Source organism: Bradyrhizobium sp. I1.14.4, from assembly GCF_050435825.1.
GTDB lineage: Bacteria > Pseudomonadota > Alphaproteobacteria > Rhizobiales > Xanthobacteraceae > Bradyrhizobium.
In genome coordinates, this window is sequence record NZ_JBNDLA010000014.1 from 145657 (window position 1) to 163739 (window position 18083).

General features: G+C 64.8%; 17 protein-coding genes. 12 read left to right on the forward strand and 5 right to left on the reverse strand.

Annotation, left to right across the window (positions count from 1 at the left end; all coding sequences use genetic code 11):
* Positions 1-122: 122 nt before the first annotated feature.
* On the reverse strand, positions 123-1382 hold the full coding sequence (locus ABIB78_RS25680; protein ID WP_429029369.1) for an MFS transporter: 1260 nt from the start codon (positions 1380-1382) through the stop codon (positions 123-125).
* Between the two features lie 635 nt (positions 1383-2017).
* Between ABIB78_RS25680 and nirB the strand changes: the two genes are divergently transcribed.
* Genes nirB through ABIB78_RS25695 form a run of 3 tightly spaced genes read left to right on the forward strand, consistent with a single transcriptional unit; the run spans position 2018 to position 7476 of the window.
* Entirely contained in the window at positions 2018-4477 is a 2460-nt protein-coding gene (nirB, locus tag ABIB78_RS25685) for a nitrite reductase large subunit NirB (RefSeq protein WP_429029370.1), read from the forward strand.
* Positions 4474-4803: a nitrite reductase small subunit NirD gene (gene nirD / locus ABIB78_RS25690; RefSeq protein WP_429029371.1), complete on the forward strand. Its 330-nt coding sequence runs from the start codon at positions 4474-4476 to the stop codon at positions 4801-4803. Before nirB ends, nirD begins: the two co-directional genes overlap by 4 nt.
* Positions 4804-4812: 9 nt before the next feature.
* The gene (locus ABIB78_RS25695; protein WP_429029372.1) at positions 4813-7476 is read left to right on the forward strand and encodes a molybdopterin-dependent oxidoreductase; all 2664 of its coding nucleotides are present in this window, start codon (positions 4813-4815) and stop codon (positions 7474-7476) included.
* 33 nt (positions 7477-7509) lie between these two features.
* Here the strand turns inward: ABIB78_RS25695 and ABIB78_RS25700 are convergent, their stop codons facing one another.
* Entirely contained in the window at positions 7510-7755 is a 246-nt protein-coding gene (locus tag ABIB78_RS25700) for a hypothetical protein (protein ID WP_429029373.1), read from the reverse strand.
* A gap of 273 nt (positions 7756-8028) precedes the next feature.
* Here ABIB78_RS25700 and ABIB78_RS25705 point away from each other — a divergent pair, with 273 nt between their 5' ends.
* Together ABIB78_RS25705 and ABIB78_RS25710 are read left to right on the forward strand one after the other, a co-directional pair.
* Positions 8029-9255: a CaiB/BaiF CoA transferase family protein gene (locus ABIB78_RS25705; protein ID WP_429029374.1), complete on the forward strand. Its 1227-nt coding sequence runs from the start codon at positions 8029-8031 to the stop codon at positions 9253-9255.
* Between the two features lie 99 nt (positions 9256-9354).
* Complete coding sequence (locus ABIB78_RS25710) at positions 9355-9750, forward strand: Rid family hydrolase (protein ID WP_429029375.1); 396 nt, start codon at positions 9355-9357, stop codon at positions 9748-9750.
* Between the two features lie 11 nt (positions 9751-9761).
* Here ABIB78_RS25710 and ABIB78_RS25715 read toward each other — a convergent pair whose 3' ends face one another.
* Positions 9762-10451, reverse strand: a complete 690-nt coding sequence (locus ABIB78_RS25715) for a TetR/AcrR family transcriptional regulator (RefSeq protein WP_429029376.1) — start codon at positions 10449-10451, stop codon at positions 9762-9764.
* Positions 10452-10701: 250 nt separating this feature from the next.
* Between ABIB78_RS25715 and ABIB78_RS25720 the strand changes: the two genes are divergently transcribed.
* The 3 genes from ABIB78_RS25720 to ABIB78_RS25730 all read left to right on the forward strand — a co-directional run bounded on the left by ABIB78_RS25720 (position 10702) and on the right by ABIB78_RS25730 (position 14336).
* The gene (locus tag ABIB78_RS25720; protein ID WP_429029377.1) at positions 10702-11934 is read left to right on the forward strand and encodes an acyl-CoA dehydrogenase family protein; all 1233 of its coding nucleotides are present in this window, start codon (positions 10702-10704) and stop codon (positions 11932-11934) included.
* A gap of 49 nt (positions 11935-11983) precedes the next feature.
* Positions 11984-13042: a phosphotransferase family protein gene (locus tag ABIB78_RS25725; protein ID WP_429029378.1), complete on the forward strand. Its 1059-nt coding sequence runs from the start codon at positions 11984-11986 to the stop codon at positions 13040-13042.
* 379 nt (positions 13043-13421) lie between these two features.
* Positions 13422-14336 carry a DMT family transporter gene (locus ABIB78_RS25730; protein WP_429029379.1) on the forward strand — a complete coding sequence of 305 codons (915 nt, stop codon included), beginning with the start codon at positions 13422-13424 and terminating at the stop codon, positions 14334-14336.
* A 297-nt stretch (positions 14337-14633) separates the two neighbouring features.
* Here ABIB78_RS25730 and ABIB78_RS25735 read toward each other — a convergent pair whose 3' ends face one another.
* Complete coding sequence (locus ABIB78_RS25735; protein WP_429029380.1) at positions 14634-15065, reverse strand: MerR family transcriptional regulator; 432 nt, start codon at positions 15063-15065, stop codon at positions 14634-14636.
* A gap of 49 nt (positions 15066-15114) precedes the next feature.
* Between ABIB78_RS25735 and ABIB78_RS25740 the strand changes: the two genes are divergently transcribed.
* The 4 genes from ABIB78_RS25740 (at position 15115) to ABIB78_RS25755 (ending at position 16416) form a co-directional block, all read left to right on the forward strand.
* Positions 15115-15501, forward strand: coding sequence for a mercuric transporter MerT family protein (locus ABIB78_RS25740; protein ID WP_429029398.1), 387 nt, complete (start codon positions 15115-15117; stop codon positions 15499-15501).
* Between the two features lie 11 nt (positions 15502-15512).
* The gene (gene merP / locus ABIB78_RS25745) at positions 15513-15797 is read left to right on the forward strand and encodes a mercury resistance system periplasmic binding protein MerP (RefSeq protein ID WP_429029381.1); all 285 of its coding nucleotides are present in this window, start codon (positions 15513-15515) and stop codon (positions 15795-15797) included.
* A gap of 29 nt (positions 15798-15826) precedes the next feature.
* The gene (locus ABIB78_RS25750; RefSeq protein WP_429029382.1) at positions 15827-16054 is read left to right on the forward strand and encodes a GDCCVxC domain-containing (seleno)protein; all 228 of its coding nucleotides are present in this window, start codon (positions 15827-15829) and stop codon (positions 16052-16054) included.
* A 128-nt stretch (positions 16055-16182) separates the two neighbouring features.
* Positions 16183-16416 (forward strand): hypothetical protein, encoded by a 234-nt coding sequence (locus ABIB78_RS25755; RefSeq protein ID WP_429029383.1) that lies wholly within the window; start codon positions 16183-16185, stop codon positions 16414-16416.
* A gap of 54 nt (positions 16417-16470) precedes the next feature.
* On the opposite strand, the gene argE is transcribed toward ABIB78_RS25755, so the two are convergent.
* Positions 16471-17640 (reverse strand): acetylornithine deacetylase, encoded by a 1170-nt coding sequence (gene argE / locus ABIB78_RS25760; protein WP_429029384.1) that lies wholly within the window; start codon positions 17638-17640, stop codon positions 16471-16473.
* Positions 17641-18083: the final 443 nt, after the last annotated feature.

Here is an 18083-nt window from a genome sequence, read left to right on the forward strand (position 1 = left end):
GCCCGTCCTCTCCGGCACTAGAGCCCCGTTCCGATTGAATTGGAACGGGGCTCTAGACTTTTGTTTTGACGCGTTTTCTTCCGGCGAACCGGCGTCCACTTCGCTCGAAAACGCTGTGCCCGTCAGACGCGCGCTCCCGACACCGCGCCCCAGGTGGTGCGCCAGCGGACCTTGACCATGGCAAGTCCGATGAAGCCAAGCAACGCCAGCATGCCGAAGAACAGGAAGCCGGCGCCGAAGCCGCCGGTCATGCCCTTGGCGGCGCCGAGCGTCTGGGCGAGGAAGAAGCCGCCGACGCCGCCGGCGCAGCCGACGAGCCCAGTCATCAAGCCGATCTCGTGACGGAAACGCAGCGGGATCAGCTGGAACACCGCGCCGTTGCCCATGCCGAGCGCCAGCACGCCGATCGAGAACAGCAGCACCGAGATCCAGGCGATGCGCGGCAGCTCGGTCAGCGCCCAGCCGCCCTGCGTCGCTGCCGCCGGCCCTTCCGGCATGAAGGCGATCACGACATAGGCCGCGACAACGACGCCGAACAGGATCGACAGCGAACGAATGCCGCCGATACGGTCGGCAATCATGCCGCCGACGGGACGGAATCCCGAGCCGAAGGCAACGATCAGCGCGACCAGCATGCCGGCTGCGACGCCGGACACATGATACTGCACGGTGAAATAGAGTGGTAGCGCGTTGGCGAGGCCGACGAAACCGCCGAAGGTGATGAAGTAGAAGAACATGAACCAGCGGCTGTCGGAATCCTTCAGCAGCGCGCCGTAGGCCTTCAGCGAAATCGGCTTGCGCTCGCCCGGCGCGTCCTTGGCTGCGAACGTGTAATAGGCGAGCACCATCAGCATCGGAATCAGCAGGCATCCGAACACGGCCTGCCAGCCCCAATGTTCGGCAATGGTCGGCGCGAGCAGCGTGTCGAGCACGACACCCATATTGCCGGCACCGGCGATCCCCATCACCACGCCCTGATATTGCGGCGGATACCAGCGGCTCGCCTGGGGCAGGGCGACCGCGAACGAGGCGCCACCGACGCCGAGCGCAAGCCCGAACAGCTCGATCGCGAGCTTGCTGGTCAGCCCGAATTGCCAGACCGACGCGGTCGCGGCGATCACGACGAGCTGGGCGATGATGCCGGTGCGCTTGGCGCCGATGATGTCGGCGAGAATGCCCATCGGCACGCGCAACAGCGCGCCGGCCAGCACGGGAATGGCGACCAGGGTGAACTTCTCGTTCACCGCCAGATTCATGTCGCGCGCGATGTAGACGATCAGCGGTCCGAGCGCGACCCACGCCATGAAACTGATGTCGAAGTACAGGAACGCGGCGAGCAGTGTCGGCCAGTGACCGGCCTTCTTGAACTCGGCTAGCTTCATCGCAAGCGTCTCGCGGTGATGCGGCGGAGACCGCCGCTGACATGCGGCGATCTCGGGCGCTGACAAATCGAATGTGGGTGAATGTGTGAGCGCGCTCGTCGTTGAGACGCACTCCATCAACAGTTGAGGTCAGCAATTACCGTGCCATCGAATCGATTGCGTCGCTTTGCCTTGCAGTCGCAAGATGTTGCTGCCGGTCCGCAAACTGCGTTCCGCGACCGCGCCTGGCGTGGCTTGCAGCAAGTGCCGCCGCGCAAATGCGCACGCTGGTGCTTTTTTGTGCGATGCGCCACCGGCGTGCGATGGCGGATCAACCGCGGGTTCGCGTTCGTCATCGCGGCTGTTGATGCTGTGATGCACAAGAGATCATCGGCGTGGCTAAAAATTCGGCCGGTTGTCCGCGCGGCGCGGCATCTTGCAGCTTCGATCTCGTCGATAATCTATTGATTTTGCGGCGATATCAGCCAGTCGCGAGTTGGCACGCGTTTTGAATATCAACCAATAACGGAACATCGATCGTCATTGAGGACGGTCTGCGCCCGCGGCTGGGCTTCCTACAACTCCAAACCTTTATCGGTGCCAATCAACGACGCACGACGCGTCGCCGGGCAGCCGTCGGATTTGAAAGGCAGACCATGCTCGACAAGGTGATCAAGCAAAAGCTGGTGGTGATCGGCAACGGGATGGCCGGCATCCGTACGGTGGAGGCGCTGCTCGAGCGCGCGCCCGATCTCTACGACATCACAGTGTTCGGCTCCGAGCCCTACGGCAATTACAACCGCATCCTGCTGTCGCCGGTGCTCGCCGGCGAGAAGACAGTCGACGACATCATGCTGAACACCGTCGACTGGTACGAGGACAACAACATCACGCTGCGCAAGGGCGAGACGATCAGCATGATTGACCGTCGTACCTGCGAAGTCGTCACCGATGCCGGGGATCGCGTTCCCTATGACCGCCTGCTGATCGCGACCGGCTCAAACCCGATCATGCTGCCGCTGCCGGGCAAGGACCTGCCGGGCGTGATCGGCTTCCGCGACATCTATGACGTCGATCGCATGATCAAGGCCACGACCGACTATCGCAACGCAGTCGTGATCGGCGGCGGCCTGCTGGGCCTCGAGGCCGCCAACGGCCTGATGAAGCGCGGCATGAACGTCACGGTGGTGCATCTGCTCGACACCTTGATGGAGCGTCAGCTCGATCCGGTGGCCGGTGGATTGCTGCGCAAGTCGCTGGAAGAGCGCGGCATGGTGTTCAAGATGCCGGCGCAGACCCAGGCCATCCTGGGCGAGGACCGCGTCACCGGCGTGCGCTTCGGCGACGGCACCGAACTGCCGGCCGATCTCGTGGTGATGGCGGTCGGCATCCGGCCGAATTTCGAGCTGGCGAAGAAGGCCGGCCTCCACTGCGAGCGGGGCGTCGTGGTCTCCGACACCATGCAGACCTATGACGGCCGCATCTATGCGGTCGGCGAATGCGTGCAGCACCGCCGCCAGACCTATGGTCTCGTCGCGCCGTTGTTCGACCAGGCCAAGGTCTGCGCCAACCACCTCGCGATGAAGGGCTTTGCCACCTATGACGGCTCGGTCACCTCGACCAAGCTGAAGGTCACCGGCATCGACCTGTTCTCGGCCGGCGACTTCGCGCCGGGGCCGGACAAGGAGGAGATCGTGCTGCAGGATGCCAATCGCGGCGTCTACAAGCGCATCATCCTGAAGGACAAGAAGATCGTCGGCGCCGTGCTGTATGGCGACACCATCGACGGCCCCTGGTACTTCCAGCATCTGCGCGACGGCACCGACGTCTCGCATATGCGCGAGCGCCTGGTGTTCGGCGCCGCCAATCTCGGCGATGGCGGCGTCAGCGGCCAGAACTCGGTTGCCGCGATGAGCGACGCGACCGAGATCTGCGGGTGCAACGGCGTCTGCAAGGGCGCGATCGTCAAGGCGATCAGCGAGAAGAAGCTGTTCACGCTCGACGACGTCCGCGCCCATACCAAGGCGTCGTCGTCCTGCGGGTCCTGCACCGGCCTCGTCGAGCAGGTGCTGGCGTTCACGCTCGGCGGCGACTATTCGGCGGCGCCGAAGGTCAAGCCGCTGTGCAAATGCACCGATCACAGCCACGACGATGTCCGCCGCGTCATCGTCGAGCAGCAGCTCAAGACCATTCCTGCCGTCATGCGCTTCATGGAGTGGAAGACGCCGAACGGCTGCCATTCTTGCCGTCCGGCGCTCAATTACTATCTGCTCGCGACCTGGCCCGGCGAGTATCGCGACGACCAGCAGTCGCGCTTCATCAATGAGCGCGTCCACGCCAACATCCAGAAAGACGGCACCTATTCGGTGGTGCCGCGGATGTGGGGCGGCGTCACCACGCCGAGCGAGCTGCGCGCCATCGCCGACGTCGCCGAGAAGTTCAACATCCCGACGGTGAAGGTCACCGGCGGCCAGCGCATCGACCTGCTCGGCGTCAAGAAGGAGGACCTGCCGGCGGTGTGGGCCGATCTCAACGACGCCGGCATGGTGTCGGGTCATGCCTATGCCAAGGGCCTGCGCACGGTGAAGACCTGCGTCGGCTCCGAATGGTGCCGCTTCGGCACCCAGGATTCCACCGGCCTCGGCGTCAAGCTCGAGAAGTTCATGTGGGGCTCCTGGACCCCGGCCAAGGTCAAGCTCGGCGTCTCGGGCTGCCCGCGCAACTGCGCGGAGGCGACCTGCAAGGACGTCGGCGTGGTCTGCGTCGATTCCGGCTACGAGATCCACTTCGCCGGCGCCGCTGGCCTGCATATTAAGGGCACCGAGTTCCTGACCAAGGTCGAGACCGAGGACGAGACGCTCGAGGTGATCGTGGCGCTGACCCAGCTCTATCGCGAGGAGGGCTGGTATCTCGAGCGCATGTACAAATGGTGCGACCGTGTCGGTCTCGAGCAGATCAGGAAGCGGGTGGTCGACGACGTCACGAACCGCAAGGCGCTGTTCGCCCGCTTTGCCCATTCGCAGCAGTTCGCGCAGACCGATCCGTGGGCCGAGCGCGCCAGCCGCGGCGTCGACCGCAACGAGTTCGCGCCTCTCGCCGAATTGGAGCTCGCATGACCCAGTGGATCGAAATCGGCGCATTGACCGACATTCCGCGGCTCGGCTCGCGCGTGGTGCGGACGCCGAGCGGCAATATCGCGGTGTTCCGGACCGAGGGCGACGAGGTGTTCGCGCTCGATGACCGCTGCCCGCACAAGGGCGGACCGCTGTCGCAGGGCATCGTGCACAACAAGCGCGTGACCTGTCCGCTGCATAACTTCGTCATCGAGCTTGCGAGCGGGCAGGCCGTCGCGCCCGACGAGGGCTGCACCCATACCCATCCGGCCAAGGTCGAGAACGGCGTCGTCTGGCTGTCGGTGCGCCAGGCGGCTGCGGTGGGCTGAGGGCCAGGCATGCCCGTCAAGACCACGTGTCCCTACTGCGGCGTCGGCTGTGGCGTCATCGCGTCCAAGGATGCGGCAGGCGCCGTCCGGGTCGAGGGGGACAGGCAGCACCCGGCCAATTTCGGCCGGCTCTGCAGCAAGGGCTCGGCGCTCGCCGAGACCATCGATCTCGACGGACGTCTGCTCGAGCCTGTCGTCGACGGCGCGCCGGCTGCGTGGGACGATGCGCTCGATCGCGTCGCCGACGGCTTTGGCCGGATCATCCGCGAGCACGGGCCCGACGCAGTCGCGTTCTATGTCTCCGGCCAGCTGCTGACCGAGGACTATTACGTCATCAACAAGCTCGCCAAGGGCTTCGTCGGCACCGCCAATATCGACACCAATTCGCGGCTGTGCATGGCCTCGAGCGTGGCGGGGCACAAGCGCGCCTTCGGCAGCGACACCGTGCCGGGCTGTTACGAGGACCTCGAGCAGGCGGACTTGCTGGTGCTGGTCGGCTCCAATGCCGCCTGGTGCCATCCGATCCTGCACCAGCGCATGCTGGCGGCAAAGGAGAAGAACCCGGCCTGCAAGATCGTGGTGATCGATCCGCGCCGCACCGCGACCTGCGAGGGTGCCGATCTGCATCTGCCGCTGCGCTCGGGCAGCGATTCCGTGCTGTTCAACGGGCTGTTCGCATTTCTGGCCGGCAGCAATGCGGTCGATCGCGGCTTTGTCGGCAATTGCACGACGGGTATCGTCGACGCGCTCAAGCAGGTGGCCGGCCAGACCCTGGCGCAGACGGCTGCGACCTGCGGCCTGACCGAGGGCGCGGTCGGGCTGTTCTTCGACTGGTTCACGCGGACCGAGCGTGTCGTCACGCTGTATTCGCAGGGCATCAACCAGTCGTCGAGCGGCGTCGACAAGGTCAACGCCATTATCAATTGCCATCTTCTGACCGGGCGCATCGGGCGTCCCGGCATGGGGCCGTTCTCGCTGACCGGGCAGCCCAATGCAATGGGCGGCCGCGAGGTCGGCGGGCTCGCCAACCAGCTTGCCGCGCATATGGAGATCGAGAACCCGGCGCATCGCGAACTGGTGCAGCGGTTCTGGCGCGCCCCAGTGATTGCGGAGAAGGCCGGGCTGAAGGCAGTCGACATGTTCGACGCCATCGCCAGTGGCCGCATCAAGGCGGTGTGGATCATCTCCACCAATCCGGTGGTGAGCCTGCCCGATGCCGATCGCGCTCGGGCCGCGCTCGACACCTGTGAGCTGGTCGTGGTGACCGACTGCATGCGCGACACCGACACAACGCGCCATGCCGACGTGCTGCTGCCGGCCTTGGCGTGGGGTGAGAAGGACGGCACCGTCACCAATTCCGAGCGCCGGATCTCGCGGCAGCGGCCGTTCCTCGCAGCACCAGGCGAAGCGCGCGCCGACTGGCGGATCATCTGCGACGTCGCTACCCGGATGGGATATTCCGGCTTCGACTACGCCTCTGCCGCAGAGGTTTTCCGCGAACACGCCGAACTGTCGGGCTTCGAGAACCAGGGCCAGCGAGATTTCGATATCTCGGCGCTGGCTGCGCTCGACGACGGCGGCTATGACGCGCTGGCGCCGGTGCAGTGGCCGGTGACATCGGACCATCCGGCCGGCACGCCGCGGATGTTCGAGGGCCAGACATTCTTCACGCCCGACCGCAAGGCGCGCTTCGTGCCGGTCGCGCCGCGCGCGGCGCGGCATGCGACCAGCCGCGAGTTTCCGCTGGTGCTCAACACCGGTCGCGTCCGCGATCAGTGGCACACCATGACGCGGACCGGGAAGACCGGACGGCTGCTGTCGCATATCTTCGAGCCCTATGCCGAGTTTCATCCCGAGGATGCGCGGCAGGCGGGCCTGCAAAACGAAGGGTTGGCGCGGCTGACCAGCAGCTGGGGCGAGATGATCGCGCGCGTCGTGGTCAGTACCGACCAGCGCCGCGGCTGCGTGTTCGTGCCGATGCACTGGAACGAGGAGTTCGCCGGCGAGGGACGCGTCAACGCGGTGGTCAATCCGGCGGTCGACCCGCTGTCCGGTCAGCCGGAGTCGAAGCACACGCCGGTGAAGGCCGATCCTTACGCGCCGAAATGGCACGCCTTCGTCCTGAGCCGCGACGCGATCAGGCGTCCGGCGAGCGGCTATTGGGTTTACGGCAAGGCCGGCGATTGCACGCGGCTTGAGCTCGCGCTCGACGTCCGCCCGGAGAGCTGGCGCGACTGGGCGAGGGCGCAGCTCGGCCTCGACGGCGTCGAGATCGAATGGATCGCCTATCGCGATCCGTCCGCGGGACGCTTCCGCTACGCGGCGGTGCACGACGGCCGGCTCGAGGGCTGCGTCTTCATCGCGCCCGATCACACGCTGCCGTCGCGGGCCTGGCTGATCGGGTTGTTTGCCGAACAGCAATTGTCGGCCAATGCGCGGATGGCGCTGCTCGCAGGACGGCCGTTCGGCGCGGGCGAGGATGTCGGTCCGATCGTCTGCTCCTGCTTCAGCATCGGACGGCACCAGATCACGGCCGAGATCAGGAAGGGCGCCGACAGCGTCGATGCGATCGGCCGCTGCCTGAAGGCCGGCACCAATTGCGGTGGCTGCAAGCCCGAGATCGGCAAGCTGATCGGCGCCACCGCGCAGCCGCGGCACGCGATCGCGTCCTGAGTCCCCGGATCCGCGTAAGGTGGGCCAAGCCAACTAGCAGCCGCGGCAGATGCTCTTCAGCTTGCTGTTGAGCAGGCGGTCCTCCTCGTCGGAGGCCGCCTTGGTGTAGGGGTCGTCGGCGTGGCGTTTGTCGGCGGCAAATCCGCCGCCGCGATTGGCGCCGCCGGCATGCATGCCGTGCAAGCCGCCGCCATGGCCGTGGCCGCCGCGCGCGTCCACCGGCGGCATCGCGGCCGCAAGCAGGGTGAGCAGCAGCCCAGCCGTCGTGATCGTCCGCATGGTGTCCTCCTCGTCGCGGCAAGATACCGCTGACGCTGAGGCAAATCGGTGTCGGCCATCTTCACAATTTCGCGTGGCGGCAATCGGCCCGATTCTCGCGGCCGGTTCCGTAGAGGCGCCAGCGGTGCGCCGCACATAGGCCGTCCGGAGATGGCTTCATGCCGACAACGCAGTGCTCGCGGCACCAAAATGGTGTATCGGCAGGCTCTGGCGCGCCAGGGACACGGTCCGGCGCCACATAATCAAGATTTTCAAGATATTGGAGGAACGTTCATGTCGGCTCTGCCACTCTCGGGCATCAAGATTCTCGACCTGACGCGGGTGCTCGCGGGCCCGCTGTCGGCCCAGATGCTGGCGGATCTCGGCGCCGAGGTGATCAAGATCGAGCGGCCCGGCGGTGGCGACGACGCCCGCGCCTTCGGCCCGCCCTATCTCGCCGATCCCGAAGGCAAGCAGAACAACAACAACTCGTTCTACCTCTGCGCCAACCGCAACAAGAAGTCGGTCACGGTCAATATCGCCAAGCCCGAAGGGCAGGCGATCATCCGCGAGCTCGCCAAGTCGGTCGACGTGATGATGGAGAACTACAAGGTCGGCGATCTCAAGCGCTACGGCCTCGATTACGACACCATCAAGCAGCTCAACCCCGGTATCATCTATTGCTCGGTGACCGGCTTCGGCCAGACCGGCCCCTACGCCACGCGCGCCGGCTATGACGCGATCCTGCAGGCGATGGGCGGCTTGATGAGCGTCACCGGCCACATCGACGGCGAGCCAGGCGCGGGCCCGATGAAGGTCGGCCCCTCGATCGTCGACTACATGACCGGCATGAACACCTCGATCGGAATTCTTTCGGCGCTCTACCATCGCGATGCCAACAACGGGCAAGGGCAGCATGTCGACGTCTGCCTGTTCGATACGGTGATCGCCTCGCTGTCGCACTGGTTGCAGATCTACCTCGTCAACGGCAAGATGCCGCCGCGCCGCGGTACCTGGGGCAATGGCGGCATGCCGGCCGGTGTGTTCCGCTGCACCGACGGCGAACTGATGCTGGTGGTCGGCAATGACGGCCAGTTCCAGCGCACCTGTGCCGTGCTCGGCGAACCCGAGCTCGCCAACGACAAGCGCTTCGTCAAGAACAACGACCGCGTCGTGCACGGCAAGGAGATCATGGCGATCTTCGCCGGCCTGTTCCTGAAGCATCCGGTCGCCTACTGGCTGGAGAAGCTCGAGGAGGCCGGCGTGCCGTCGGGCCCGATCAACAATTTCGAACAGGTGTTCAATGATCCGCATGTGCAGTCACGCGGCATGCGGGTGAAGGTCGATCATCCGTTCGAGCCGGATCTGTCGCTCATCCGCAACGCGCTGACCTTCTCGGGCACGCCGATCACCGAATACCGCGCCCCGCCGCTGCTCGGCGCCGACACCAGGGACGTGCTGGCGACGATCGGCTATGACGACGCCAGGGTTGAAGGACTGAAGGCACAGGGGATCGTGTAGACCTTCGCTGTCTGCTTCGACACTTCGGCCTGTATCGAAACATGGTTGACGCAGCCGTGCTAGATTGGCGCCATCGATCCCTTATCGAAGGTGCCAATCATGAAACGGGAAGTGGTCCGCGTCGAACCGATCTCGAGCTGGCTGGAACGCTGGAAGGCGCCGGCGTCGGCGGTCACGCGCGCCGGCAACATGATTTTTGTCTCCGGCCTGCCGCCGTTTGATCCGGCAACCGGCGAGATCGCCGCCGGCGCCTCGATCGAGCGGCAGAGCGAGCTGGTCATGCAGCAGCTCAAACAATGTCTCGAAGCCGCCGGCGCGTCCTTTAACAACGTGATGAAGTGCAACATCTTCTGCACCTCGGCAAAGCACTTCGCGACCTTCAACACGATCTACCGGAGATATTTCCAGGACGATCTGCCGGCGCGGATCTTCGTCTGCATCCCGGAATGGACCGGGCCGTTCGACATCGAGATCGACTGCATCGCGATGGTTTAGAGCGCGAAGCCTTACAGATCCTGGCGCGTCAGTCGTCCGTGCACCATGACCGGCCGCATCGCCGGCTTGCTCGGCACGTCGCCCATCGTCAGCGCCATCACCGAGACCGTGACCACGCGGTCGATGATGGCGCGGACGTCGTCGAGGTCGCATTTGCCTTCCGACAGCCGCAGCAGGCGCTCCTTTTCGCGGATGGTGTGGTGTGCCATCGCGAGCGCGAAGTGCAGGCCCCAATACAATTCGGTGTCGTCGCGACCCGGCATCGCGCGGCGCATCGCGGCGGCGAATTTGCGTAAGTGATCGACTTCGCGGTTCTTGATGCGGCGGATCGGCGGCACGGATTCGATCGAGGCGCGGATCATGAAGCGCGCCGCGGTCGAGCCTTCGCGATCGGGTCCGAGGCAGCCGCGCAGGGTCGGGCCGACGAGGGCGCGCATGATGTCCTCGATCGAGGCGCGGCCGCCGCCTTTGTCCTCTGCCGCCTTCAATTCATTGAGGCGTTCACGGTTGGTCTGGATGCTGCGGGTGACGAACAGCTCCGCGATCAATTCGTCCTTGGAGCCGAAATGATAGTTCACCGCCGCGAGGTTGACGTTCGCCTCCGCGACGATGTCGCGCAGCGTGACGTCGCCGAAGCCGCGGTCGGCATAGAGCCGCTCGGCGGCGGCGAGAATGGCGGATCGGGTCTGATCGCTGGCCATGGCCTAGAGCCTTTCCATCATTGCGCGGCACGGCGCGCCGGAATGACGAAGACGACAGGGAGTTGCATTTCAAACATTTGTATGAAACTATCGTTTGAACAGCCGGAATGTCAATCCGCAACAACGCGGGCGGCATTCTGGCACACCACCACCGTCAGTATCGCGAACGCCCTTGCGGTGCGCAGGCGCGAGGTGGAAAGTGCGGCCCAAAAGGCCAAGGCCCAAGTCTAGAGGAAACGAGGAGCGTCCCATGGATTTCACGATGTCGGCCAGGCAGAAGGAATGGCTTGAACGCGTTCAGGCTTTCATGAAAACGCATGTCCGGCCCGCCGTGCCGATCTATGACAAGCAGGACGCCGAAGGCCCGCGCTGGAAGGTGATCCCGATCCTCGAGGACCTGAAGAAGAAGGCGAAGGCCGAAGGCCTCTGGAACATGTTCATGCCGCCGTCCTCGCATGAGGACGACGAATTCCACGGCGCGGGATTGAGCAACCTCGAATACGCGCTGCTGTCGGAAGAGATGGGTCGCATTTCCTGGGCGTCGGAAGTGTTCAACTGCTCCGCCCCCGATACCGGTAATATGGAAGTGTTCATCCGCTACGGCACCAAGGAGCAGAAGCGCAAATGGCTGCGCCCGCTGATGGACGGCGAGATCCGCTCCGCCTTCCTGATGACCGAGCCGGCGGTCGCGTCGTCTGACGCCACCAACATCGAGACCCGGATCGAGAAGGACGGCGATCACTACGTCATCAACGGCCGCAAATGGTGGTCGTCGGGCGTCGGCGATCCCCGCTGCAAGGTCGCGATCCTGATGGGCAAGACCGACTTCAACGCCGCCAAGCATCAGCAGCAGTCGCAGATCCTGGTGCCGCTCGACACCCCCGGCATCAAGGTCGAGAAGATGCTGCCGGTATTCGGCTTCGACGATGCGCCGCACGGCCACGCCCAGGTGCTGCTCGAAAACGTTCGCGTGCCGAAGGAAAACATCCTGCTCGGTGAGGGCCGCGGCTTCGAGATCGCGCAGGGCCGCCTCGGTCCGGGCCGCATCCATCACTGCATGCGCACCATCGGCAAGGCCGAGGAGGCGCTGGAGAAGATGGTGAAGCGGCTCGCCTCGCGCACCGCGTTCGGCAAGAAGATCATCGAGCATTCGGTCTGGGAGCAGCGCATCGGCGAGGCCCGCGCCGACATCGAGATGAATCGCCTGCTGTGCCTCAAGGCGGCCGACATGATGGACAAGGTCGGCAACAAGACCGCGCAGGCCGAGATTGCGATGATCAAGGTCACCGCACCAAACATGGCGCTGAAGATCATCGACAACGCGATCCAGGCCCATGGCGGCGGCGGCGTCTCCGACGAGGCCGGGCTCGCCAAGGACTACGCCCACATCCGCACGCTCCGTCTCGCCGACGGTCCGGACGAGGTGCACAATCGCGCCATTGCCAGACTTGAACTTCGGAAGTATGCAAACAAGAGCAGCTAACGGGAGCGCCTGCGATGGCGCTCCCCAAGAACCAGTAGGGAGCGTCATCGTGGCGGACGGCGTCAGGAAAGACGAAGAATTTTCCGGCACAAGGGAAGTCGAGGAACGCCATCGCGTCAACGAGGCGAGCCTCGATGGCTGGATGAAGGAACACGTCGAGGGCTATCAGGGTCCGCTCAAGGTCCTGCAGTTCAAGGGTGGCCAGTCCAACCCGACCTACAAGCTCGAGACCCCCGGCCGCAACTACGTGATGCGCCGCCGTCCGTTCGGTAAATTGTTGCCGTCGGCCCACGCGGTGGACCGCGAGTTCCGCGTGATCGCGGCGCTCGGCAAGCAGAATTTCCCGGTCGCCAAGGCCTACGCGCTGTGCACCGACGATGCCGTGATCGGCTCGGCCTTCTACGTCATGTCGATGGAGGAGGGGCGGGTGTTCTGGGATCCGACGCTGCCGAGCCAGCAGCCCGACGCGCGCCGCAAGATATTCACCAGCAAGATCGAGACGCTGGCGAAGCTGCACATGCTCGATCCCGAAAAGATCGGCCTTGGCGATTTCGGCAAGCCCGGCAATTATTTTGCGCGTCAGGTCGACCGGTGGACCAAGCAGTACCGTGCGTCCGAGACGCAGCATATTCCCGAGTTCGAGAAGCTCGCGGAGTGGCTGCCGAAGACGGTGCCGGAGCAGAAGCGCGTCTCGGTCGTGCATGGCGACTATCGCCTCGACAACATGATCTTCCATGCCACCGAGCCGCGGGTGCAGGCGGTGCTCGACTGGGAATTGTCGACGCTCGGCGATCCGATGGCCGACTTCACTTATCTCCTGATGCAGTGGACCATGCCGGGCCTCGCCAACGCCGACCTCAAGGCGCTGAACATTCCGAGCCAGGACGAGGCCGCGCAGATCTATTGCAACGTCACCGGCATGGCTGTGCCGGATCTGAACTGGTACTTCTCCTACAACCTGTTCCGCCTCGCCGGCATCACGCAGGGCATCGCGGGGCGGGTCCGCGACGGCACCGCCGCGAATGCCAAGGCCCTCGAGTCGGCCAAGCGCACCGTGCCGCTGTCGCAGGCGTCATGGGAATACGCGCAGAAGGCCGGCGCGATCTGATATTGCGGGTTAGCGCAGCTTCTCTCTTAACCTCGCCCCGCGTGCGGGGAGAGGCAAAGGCCGCCTCCGGCGGCCGTCTTCTAGAACGCCGAAGCGGAGCCTCGGCGGTGTCGCATCGTAGATGCGGTCCGGGTGAGGGGGACTCTCGGCAAGTCCGTCTTTCACCGAGTTTGCCGAGACAGCCCTCACCCCAACCCTCTAAGAGCGAGCTTCGCTCGTCTCGACCCCGCAAGAGCGGGGCGAGGGAGAAAAATCGCGCCGTTTCTGCGAGGTGCGGCATGTTTCCGCATTGTAGACATCTGTGACTTGAGTTCGAAGCGCCGCCTTGGCAAGCCAGTCCGGTCAACGCCCGCCCTGGTCCTGATCGGACACCCTCATCTTGACCCTCTCCTCGAATCTTCGCGGCAGCCTGTTCATGGCCGCGGCCATGGCCAGCTTCACGGCCAACGACACCATCACCAAGGCGGTGTCGGTGGAGCTCAACATCGGCGAGATCCTGCTGGTCCGCGGCCTGGTCGCGATGGTGCTGGTGGCAGTGCTCGCCTGGTACCGCGACGCGCTGCGCAGTTTTGCCGCGCTGTTGATATGGCCGGTCGGATTGCGCGTCATGGGCGAGATCGGCGGCACGCTGACCTACCTCTCGGCGATCTCGCAGATCCCGCTCGCCAACGCCTCGGCGATCTTCCAGGCGCTGCCGCTCGTCATCACATTAGGTGCGGCGTTGGTGTTCGGCGAGCCGGTCGGCTGGCGGCGCTGGCTCGCGATCGCCGCCGGTTTCATTGGCGTGCTCGTCATCGTTCGGCCGGGCGCGGAAGGCTTTAGTCAGGCCGCGCTCCTCGCGCTGGCGTCGGTCGGCTTCTGCGCGGTGCGTGATCTCGCGACGCGCCGGATCCCGAAGCATTTGCCGACGGTGTTCATCACGCTGCTCACGACCGTGACGGTGACGACGGCGGGCGCTGCCGTGCTGGTGCCGCTTGGCGGCTGGCGGCCGCCGTCCGGCCATGCCCTCGGCCTGCTTGTGTTCGCCGCGGTCCTGATCCTGATCGGCTATCAATGCATCATCGTATCGCTACGCACCGGCGACATCTCGGCGGTGGCGCCGTTCCGCTACACCGCGCTGCCATGGGCGATGCTTACAGGCTATCTCGCCTTCGGCCACAAGCCCGACGGCTCGATGCTCGCCGGTGCCGCGATCATCGTCGCCTCCGGCCTCTATGCCTTCTACCGCGAGCGCAAGCGCGACAAGCTCCGCCCGGCCGCGACGGGTCCGGGCCTGCCGCCGGATGGGCTATGACCCATCCGCGGACCGCAGGATGGTTGGAGCGCAGCGATGCCCATCAAGCCGGCAGCATCGTGTCGCGCGGAAGGACGATGGGTTTCGGAAGAACTCAACCCATTCTGCGCGATTTGTATGCTCGTTCGACCAGGGCTAGTACCGCGCGATGCCAGATCTTGGTTTATCGAACGACCCTCGTTGGCGCCGCCTGTGGGAGCGACCTTGGCGCTGCAATTCATGCGGGGATGAGCACCAAGGGATTTTTGATCTCGCATGCGGGAAAGCCGGGACAAGTCGCCTATGCGGGCTACGGCGTCATTTGCCGCGCCGGACGTCGAGAATATCCAGGACCGGGCATTCCGGCGCGGTCGTTCCCGAGCATCGCGCGACCGTCGTTGCCAGCAGGCGTTCGAGCTTGCGGAGATCGCTGATCTTCGCTCTGATGTCGTCGAGGTGCAGCGTCGCGATGTCCCGCACTTCCCGGCATGACGCCTTGTCGGGACCTCCCAGCCGCAACAGCGCCCGGATTTCATCGAGTGAGAAGCCGAGTTCGCGTGATCGCCGAACGAAGGCAAGCACGCGCGATTCATGCGGGCCATAGACGCGCCGGCCATTGGCTGCGCGCGGGGGAGGCGGCAGCAGCCTGATCTTCTCGTAGTATCTGATGGTTTCAATGTTGACGCCGGTCAGTTCGGAAATCTGCCCGATCGTCATGCCGTCCGCTCGCGAAGCCGTGATCCCGCGCATGCCCGGTTCCCTTGATCCTGTAGTCACTACAGGATGTAGCGTGGCTGGCATGATGGTCAAGGAAGACGAGATTTCCACGCAATCCAGCCGCGGGTCGGCCCTGCTGGCGACCGGCGGCCTGGTGGCCGCATTGGCGGCGTCGTCGTGCTGCATTGTGCCGGTGCTGCTGTTCAGCCTCGGCATCAGCGGCGCGTGGATCGGCAGCCTCACGCGGCTTGCGCCCTACCAGCCTTATTTCATCGCGGCGACAATCGCATTTCTCGGCGGCGGCTATTGGCTGACGTATCGCGCCTCGAAGATCACCTGCGCCGAAGGCGCAGCCTGCGCGCGGCGGCTGCCAAGCCGCCTGGTGAAAACGACGCTTGTCGTGGCTACCTTGCTCGTCGTCGCGGCCTTCGGCTTCGACTTCCTGGCGCCGCTGTTGTTCGACACCTGAATGGAGTTCACATGAACGAACTGATTGCTTCCTCCGCATTCGTGCTTTCCCTGCTGGCGTCGCCGTCGGCGTTCGCCGCCGAGAGGACGGTGACGCTCGCCGTCAGGAACATGGATTGCGCGGCGTGTCCTCACACCGTGAAGGCCAGCCTTGAAGCCGTGCCCGGCGTCACAAAAGTCGCGGTGTCGTTCCGGGAGAAAATCGCGGTCGTGACCTATGACGACGGCAAGGCCGATCTGAAGGCACTCACGACCGCCACAACGAATGCTGGTTATCCTTCAGCTCCCAAAGGCTGAATGGAAAGTGGGGCCGGGAGCTGAGCGTCATGATTCTGCAATCCGTCATCACCTGTCCGCATTGTGGTACCGCGAAGTCGGAGACGATGCCCGCCGACGCCTGCCAGTTTTTCTATGTCTGCACGGGCTGCGCCGAGCGGCTGCGACCGAAGCAGGGTGATTGCTGCGTGTTTTGCTCCTATGGCTCGGTGCCGTGTCCGCCGATCCAGGCCGAGCGCTCGGGCGCGGCGGACGCGGCCTCATGCTGCCGCTGCTGAGCGCGGTGGGTTTCTCGTCGACCCCGGTGTCCCGCGACTGGCTTGGCAACTGGCGCAGCAGCGCGCTGGCCTGGTGAATAGCGCACGCGGGCCTGCTCGCCGGCCTGCTGGCGTCGGTGCCGGTCCGTGTGGCTGTGTGGACTGCGGCACTGGTTCGGATGGGCCTGGCGTGTATCCTCAACTCCCGTCGATGCGCAAGGACGCATTGCTGCTACACCGGGCCCTACTATCTGTCGATGATGGTGCCGGTGCTCGTGATCGGCCTCGTAATCCGGTCTGATGACATTCTGGCGTGGCTCATCCTCGGCATCGCCATCGTCGGAGGAAGCAAACTCATCTGGTGGGCGACGGAGCGCGCCTAGGGCACGTTCTCCTAGGACCGGTTCGGGCGGGCTAACGCGACCATTTGTGCGGCGTCACTTCGCGCAGTGCGCGATCAGCCGCGCGATGAATCCTCCGCAAGCCTCGAGCTGCGACATCTCGACGAACTCATCCGGCGTGTGGGCCTGCGCGATCGAGCCGGGGCCGATCACCACCGACGGCACATCCGCCATGCTGACGAACAGGCTGGCCTCGGTGCCGAAGGCCACCTTGGCGTGGTCGTTGCGGCCGGCAAATTGCTTGGCGAGCGTGACGATGGCAGCGTCCGCCGCGGTATCGAGCGCGGGGTAGTCGAGGATCTCCTCGAAATCGATGCCGCACTCCGGATGCCGCTTGCGCATCGCCGGCTCGATCTCGGTCTTCGCCCAGGCGATGATCGCGTCCGTTACCTGCCTGGACTCGGTGATGCCGATGCCGCGACATTCGAATTCCACCACGCAACTGTCGGGCACGATGTTCAGCGCGGCGCCGCCATGCACGATGCTGGTGAGCAGGGTCGAGTGCGGAACGTCGTAGAGGCCGTCTCGCTCGGCATCCGCGGCCAGTAGCGAGGCACGGCGGCGGATTTCGGTGATCAGGTCGGCCGCGTATTCGATGGCGTTGACGCCGTCGGGCGCGATCGAGGAGTGGCGGGCGAGCCCGCGGAACGTGGCGCGCACGCCGTGCTTGCCCTTGTGCCCGATGATCACCTGCATCTGGGTCGGCTCGCCGACGAAGCAACCGAGCGGCTTTACCGGCCTGCGCGCGACCTCGCGCAGCATCGGGCGGACGCCGACGCAACCGATCTCCTCGTCATAGGAGATCGCCAGATGGATCGGCGTCTTCAGATCGGCCGCGAGCATTTCCGGAACCATCGCGAGACAGACGGCGACAAAGCCCTTCATGTCGGTGGCGCCGCGGCCGTAGAGCCGGCCGTCATGCTCGACGAGTTCGAACGGGTTGTGGGTCCAGTCCTGTCCTGCAACCGGCACGACGTCGGTATGCCCCGACAGCACCAGGCCCGCTCTGTCCTCGGGGCCGACCGTGACCCACAGCGAGGACTTCTGTCCGGTTTCATCGACGATGCGCTGGCTGCCGACGCCAAGCGAGGCGAGGTAGCGCTCGATGTAGTCGATCAGCGGCAGATTGCTGCGGTCGCTGACCGTGTCGAACGCGACGAGGTCGGCCAATAGCTTGCGGATACGGTCGGGACGTTGGTTTTGCATGGATTGGGTCACTAGCGCGAATGGATCAGCGAACCATAACAACGAAAACGTGAAAGGGAAAAGAACTCGCAGCGCCGGGTGAGCGGCCTGTCCACCATAGCTCCAGGAGCGGAGGCGGAGGCCAGACCCGTCGTACGAAGTACGGTTGCTCGGACCAGTGTTGCCCATTCGACACGACGGGCAACTCAGCCAAAACCTGTCAATCTCGCGCAGCAAAAATAATTCGTTTTATCAGAAGCGCAACTCAGTGTATGGTTCGCTCGTCTCACCCGATCGAGGGGCGGATCGCGGTCGTCACGAACGCGGTGTGGGATGCGGTGGACGTCGAGCGTGCAACTGACGAGAGCGCGCAAGGCGGACGGTGAAGTCGTGCAGGCCTGACGCCCTAGTGGCAGGTGTCCTCTCCTAAAGAAGCTAACGCTTCTCAGGGAAGGCGGTGACAA

Bases quoted from the DNA above. Each gene is read 5' to 3' on its own strand.
- ABIB78_RS25680 (WP_429029369.1), bottom strand. From the start codon at position 1,382: ATGAAGCTAGCCGAGTTCAAGAAGGCCGGTCACTGGCCGACACTGCTC.
- nirB (WP_429029370.1), top strand. From the start codon at position 2,018: ATGCTCGACAAGGTGATCAAGCAAAAGCTGGTGGTGATCGGCAACGGG.
- nirD (WP_429029371.1), top strand. From the start codon at position 4,474: ATGACCCAGTGGATCGAAATCGGCGCATTGACCGACATTCCGCGGCTC.
- ABIB78_RS25695 (WP_429029372.1), top strand. From the start codon at position 4,813: ATGCCCGTCAAGACCACGTGTCCCTACTGCGGCGTCGGCTGTGGCGTC.
- ABIB78_RS25700 (WP_429029373.1), bottom strand. From the start codon at position 7,755: ATGCGGACGATCACGACGGCTGGGCTGCTGCTCACCCTGCTTGCGGCC.
- ABIB78_RS25705 (WP_429029374.1), top strand. From the start codon at position 8,029: ATGTCGGCTCTGCCACTCTCGGGCATCAAGATTCTCGACCTGACGCGG.
- ABIB78_RS25710 (WP_429029375.1), top strand. From the start codon at position 9,355: ATGAAACGGGAAGTGGTCCGCGTCGAACCGATCTCGAGCTGGCTGGAA.
- ABIB78_RS25715 (WP_429029376.1), bottom strand. From the start codon at position 10,451: ATGGCCAGCGATCAGACCCGATCCGCCATTCTCGCCGCCGCCGAGCGG.
- ABIB78_RS25720 (WP_429029377.1), top strand. From the start codon at position 10,702: ATGGATTTCACGATGTCGGCCAGGCAGAAGGAATGGCTTGAACGCGTT.
- ABIB78_RS25735 (WP_429029380.1), bottom strand. From the start codon at position 15,065: ATGCGCGGGATCACGGCTTCGCGAGCGGACGGCATGACGATCGGGCAG.
- ABIB78_RS25740 (WP_429029398.1), top strand. From the start codon at position 15,115: ATGATGGTCAAGGAAGACGAGATTTCCACGCAATCCAGCCGCGGGTCG.
- merP (WP_429029381.1), top strand. From the start codon at position 15,513: ATGAACGAACTGATTGCTTCCTCCGCATTCGTGCTTTCCCTGCTGGCG.
- ABIB78_RS25750 (WP_429029382.1), top strand. From the start codon at position 15,827: ATGATTCTGCAATCCGTCATCACCTGTCCGCATTGTGGTACCGCGAAG.
- argE (WP_429029384.1), bottom strand. From the start codon at position 17,640: ATGCAAAACCAACGTCCCGACCGTATCCGCAAGCTATTGGCCGACCTC.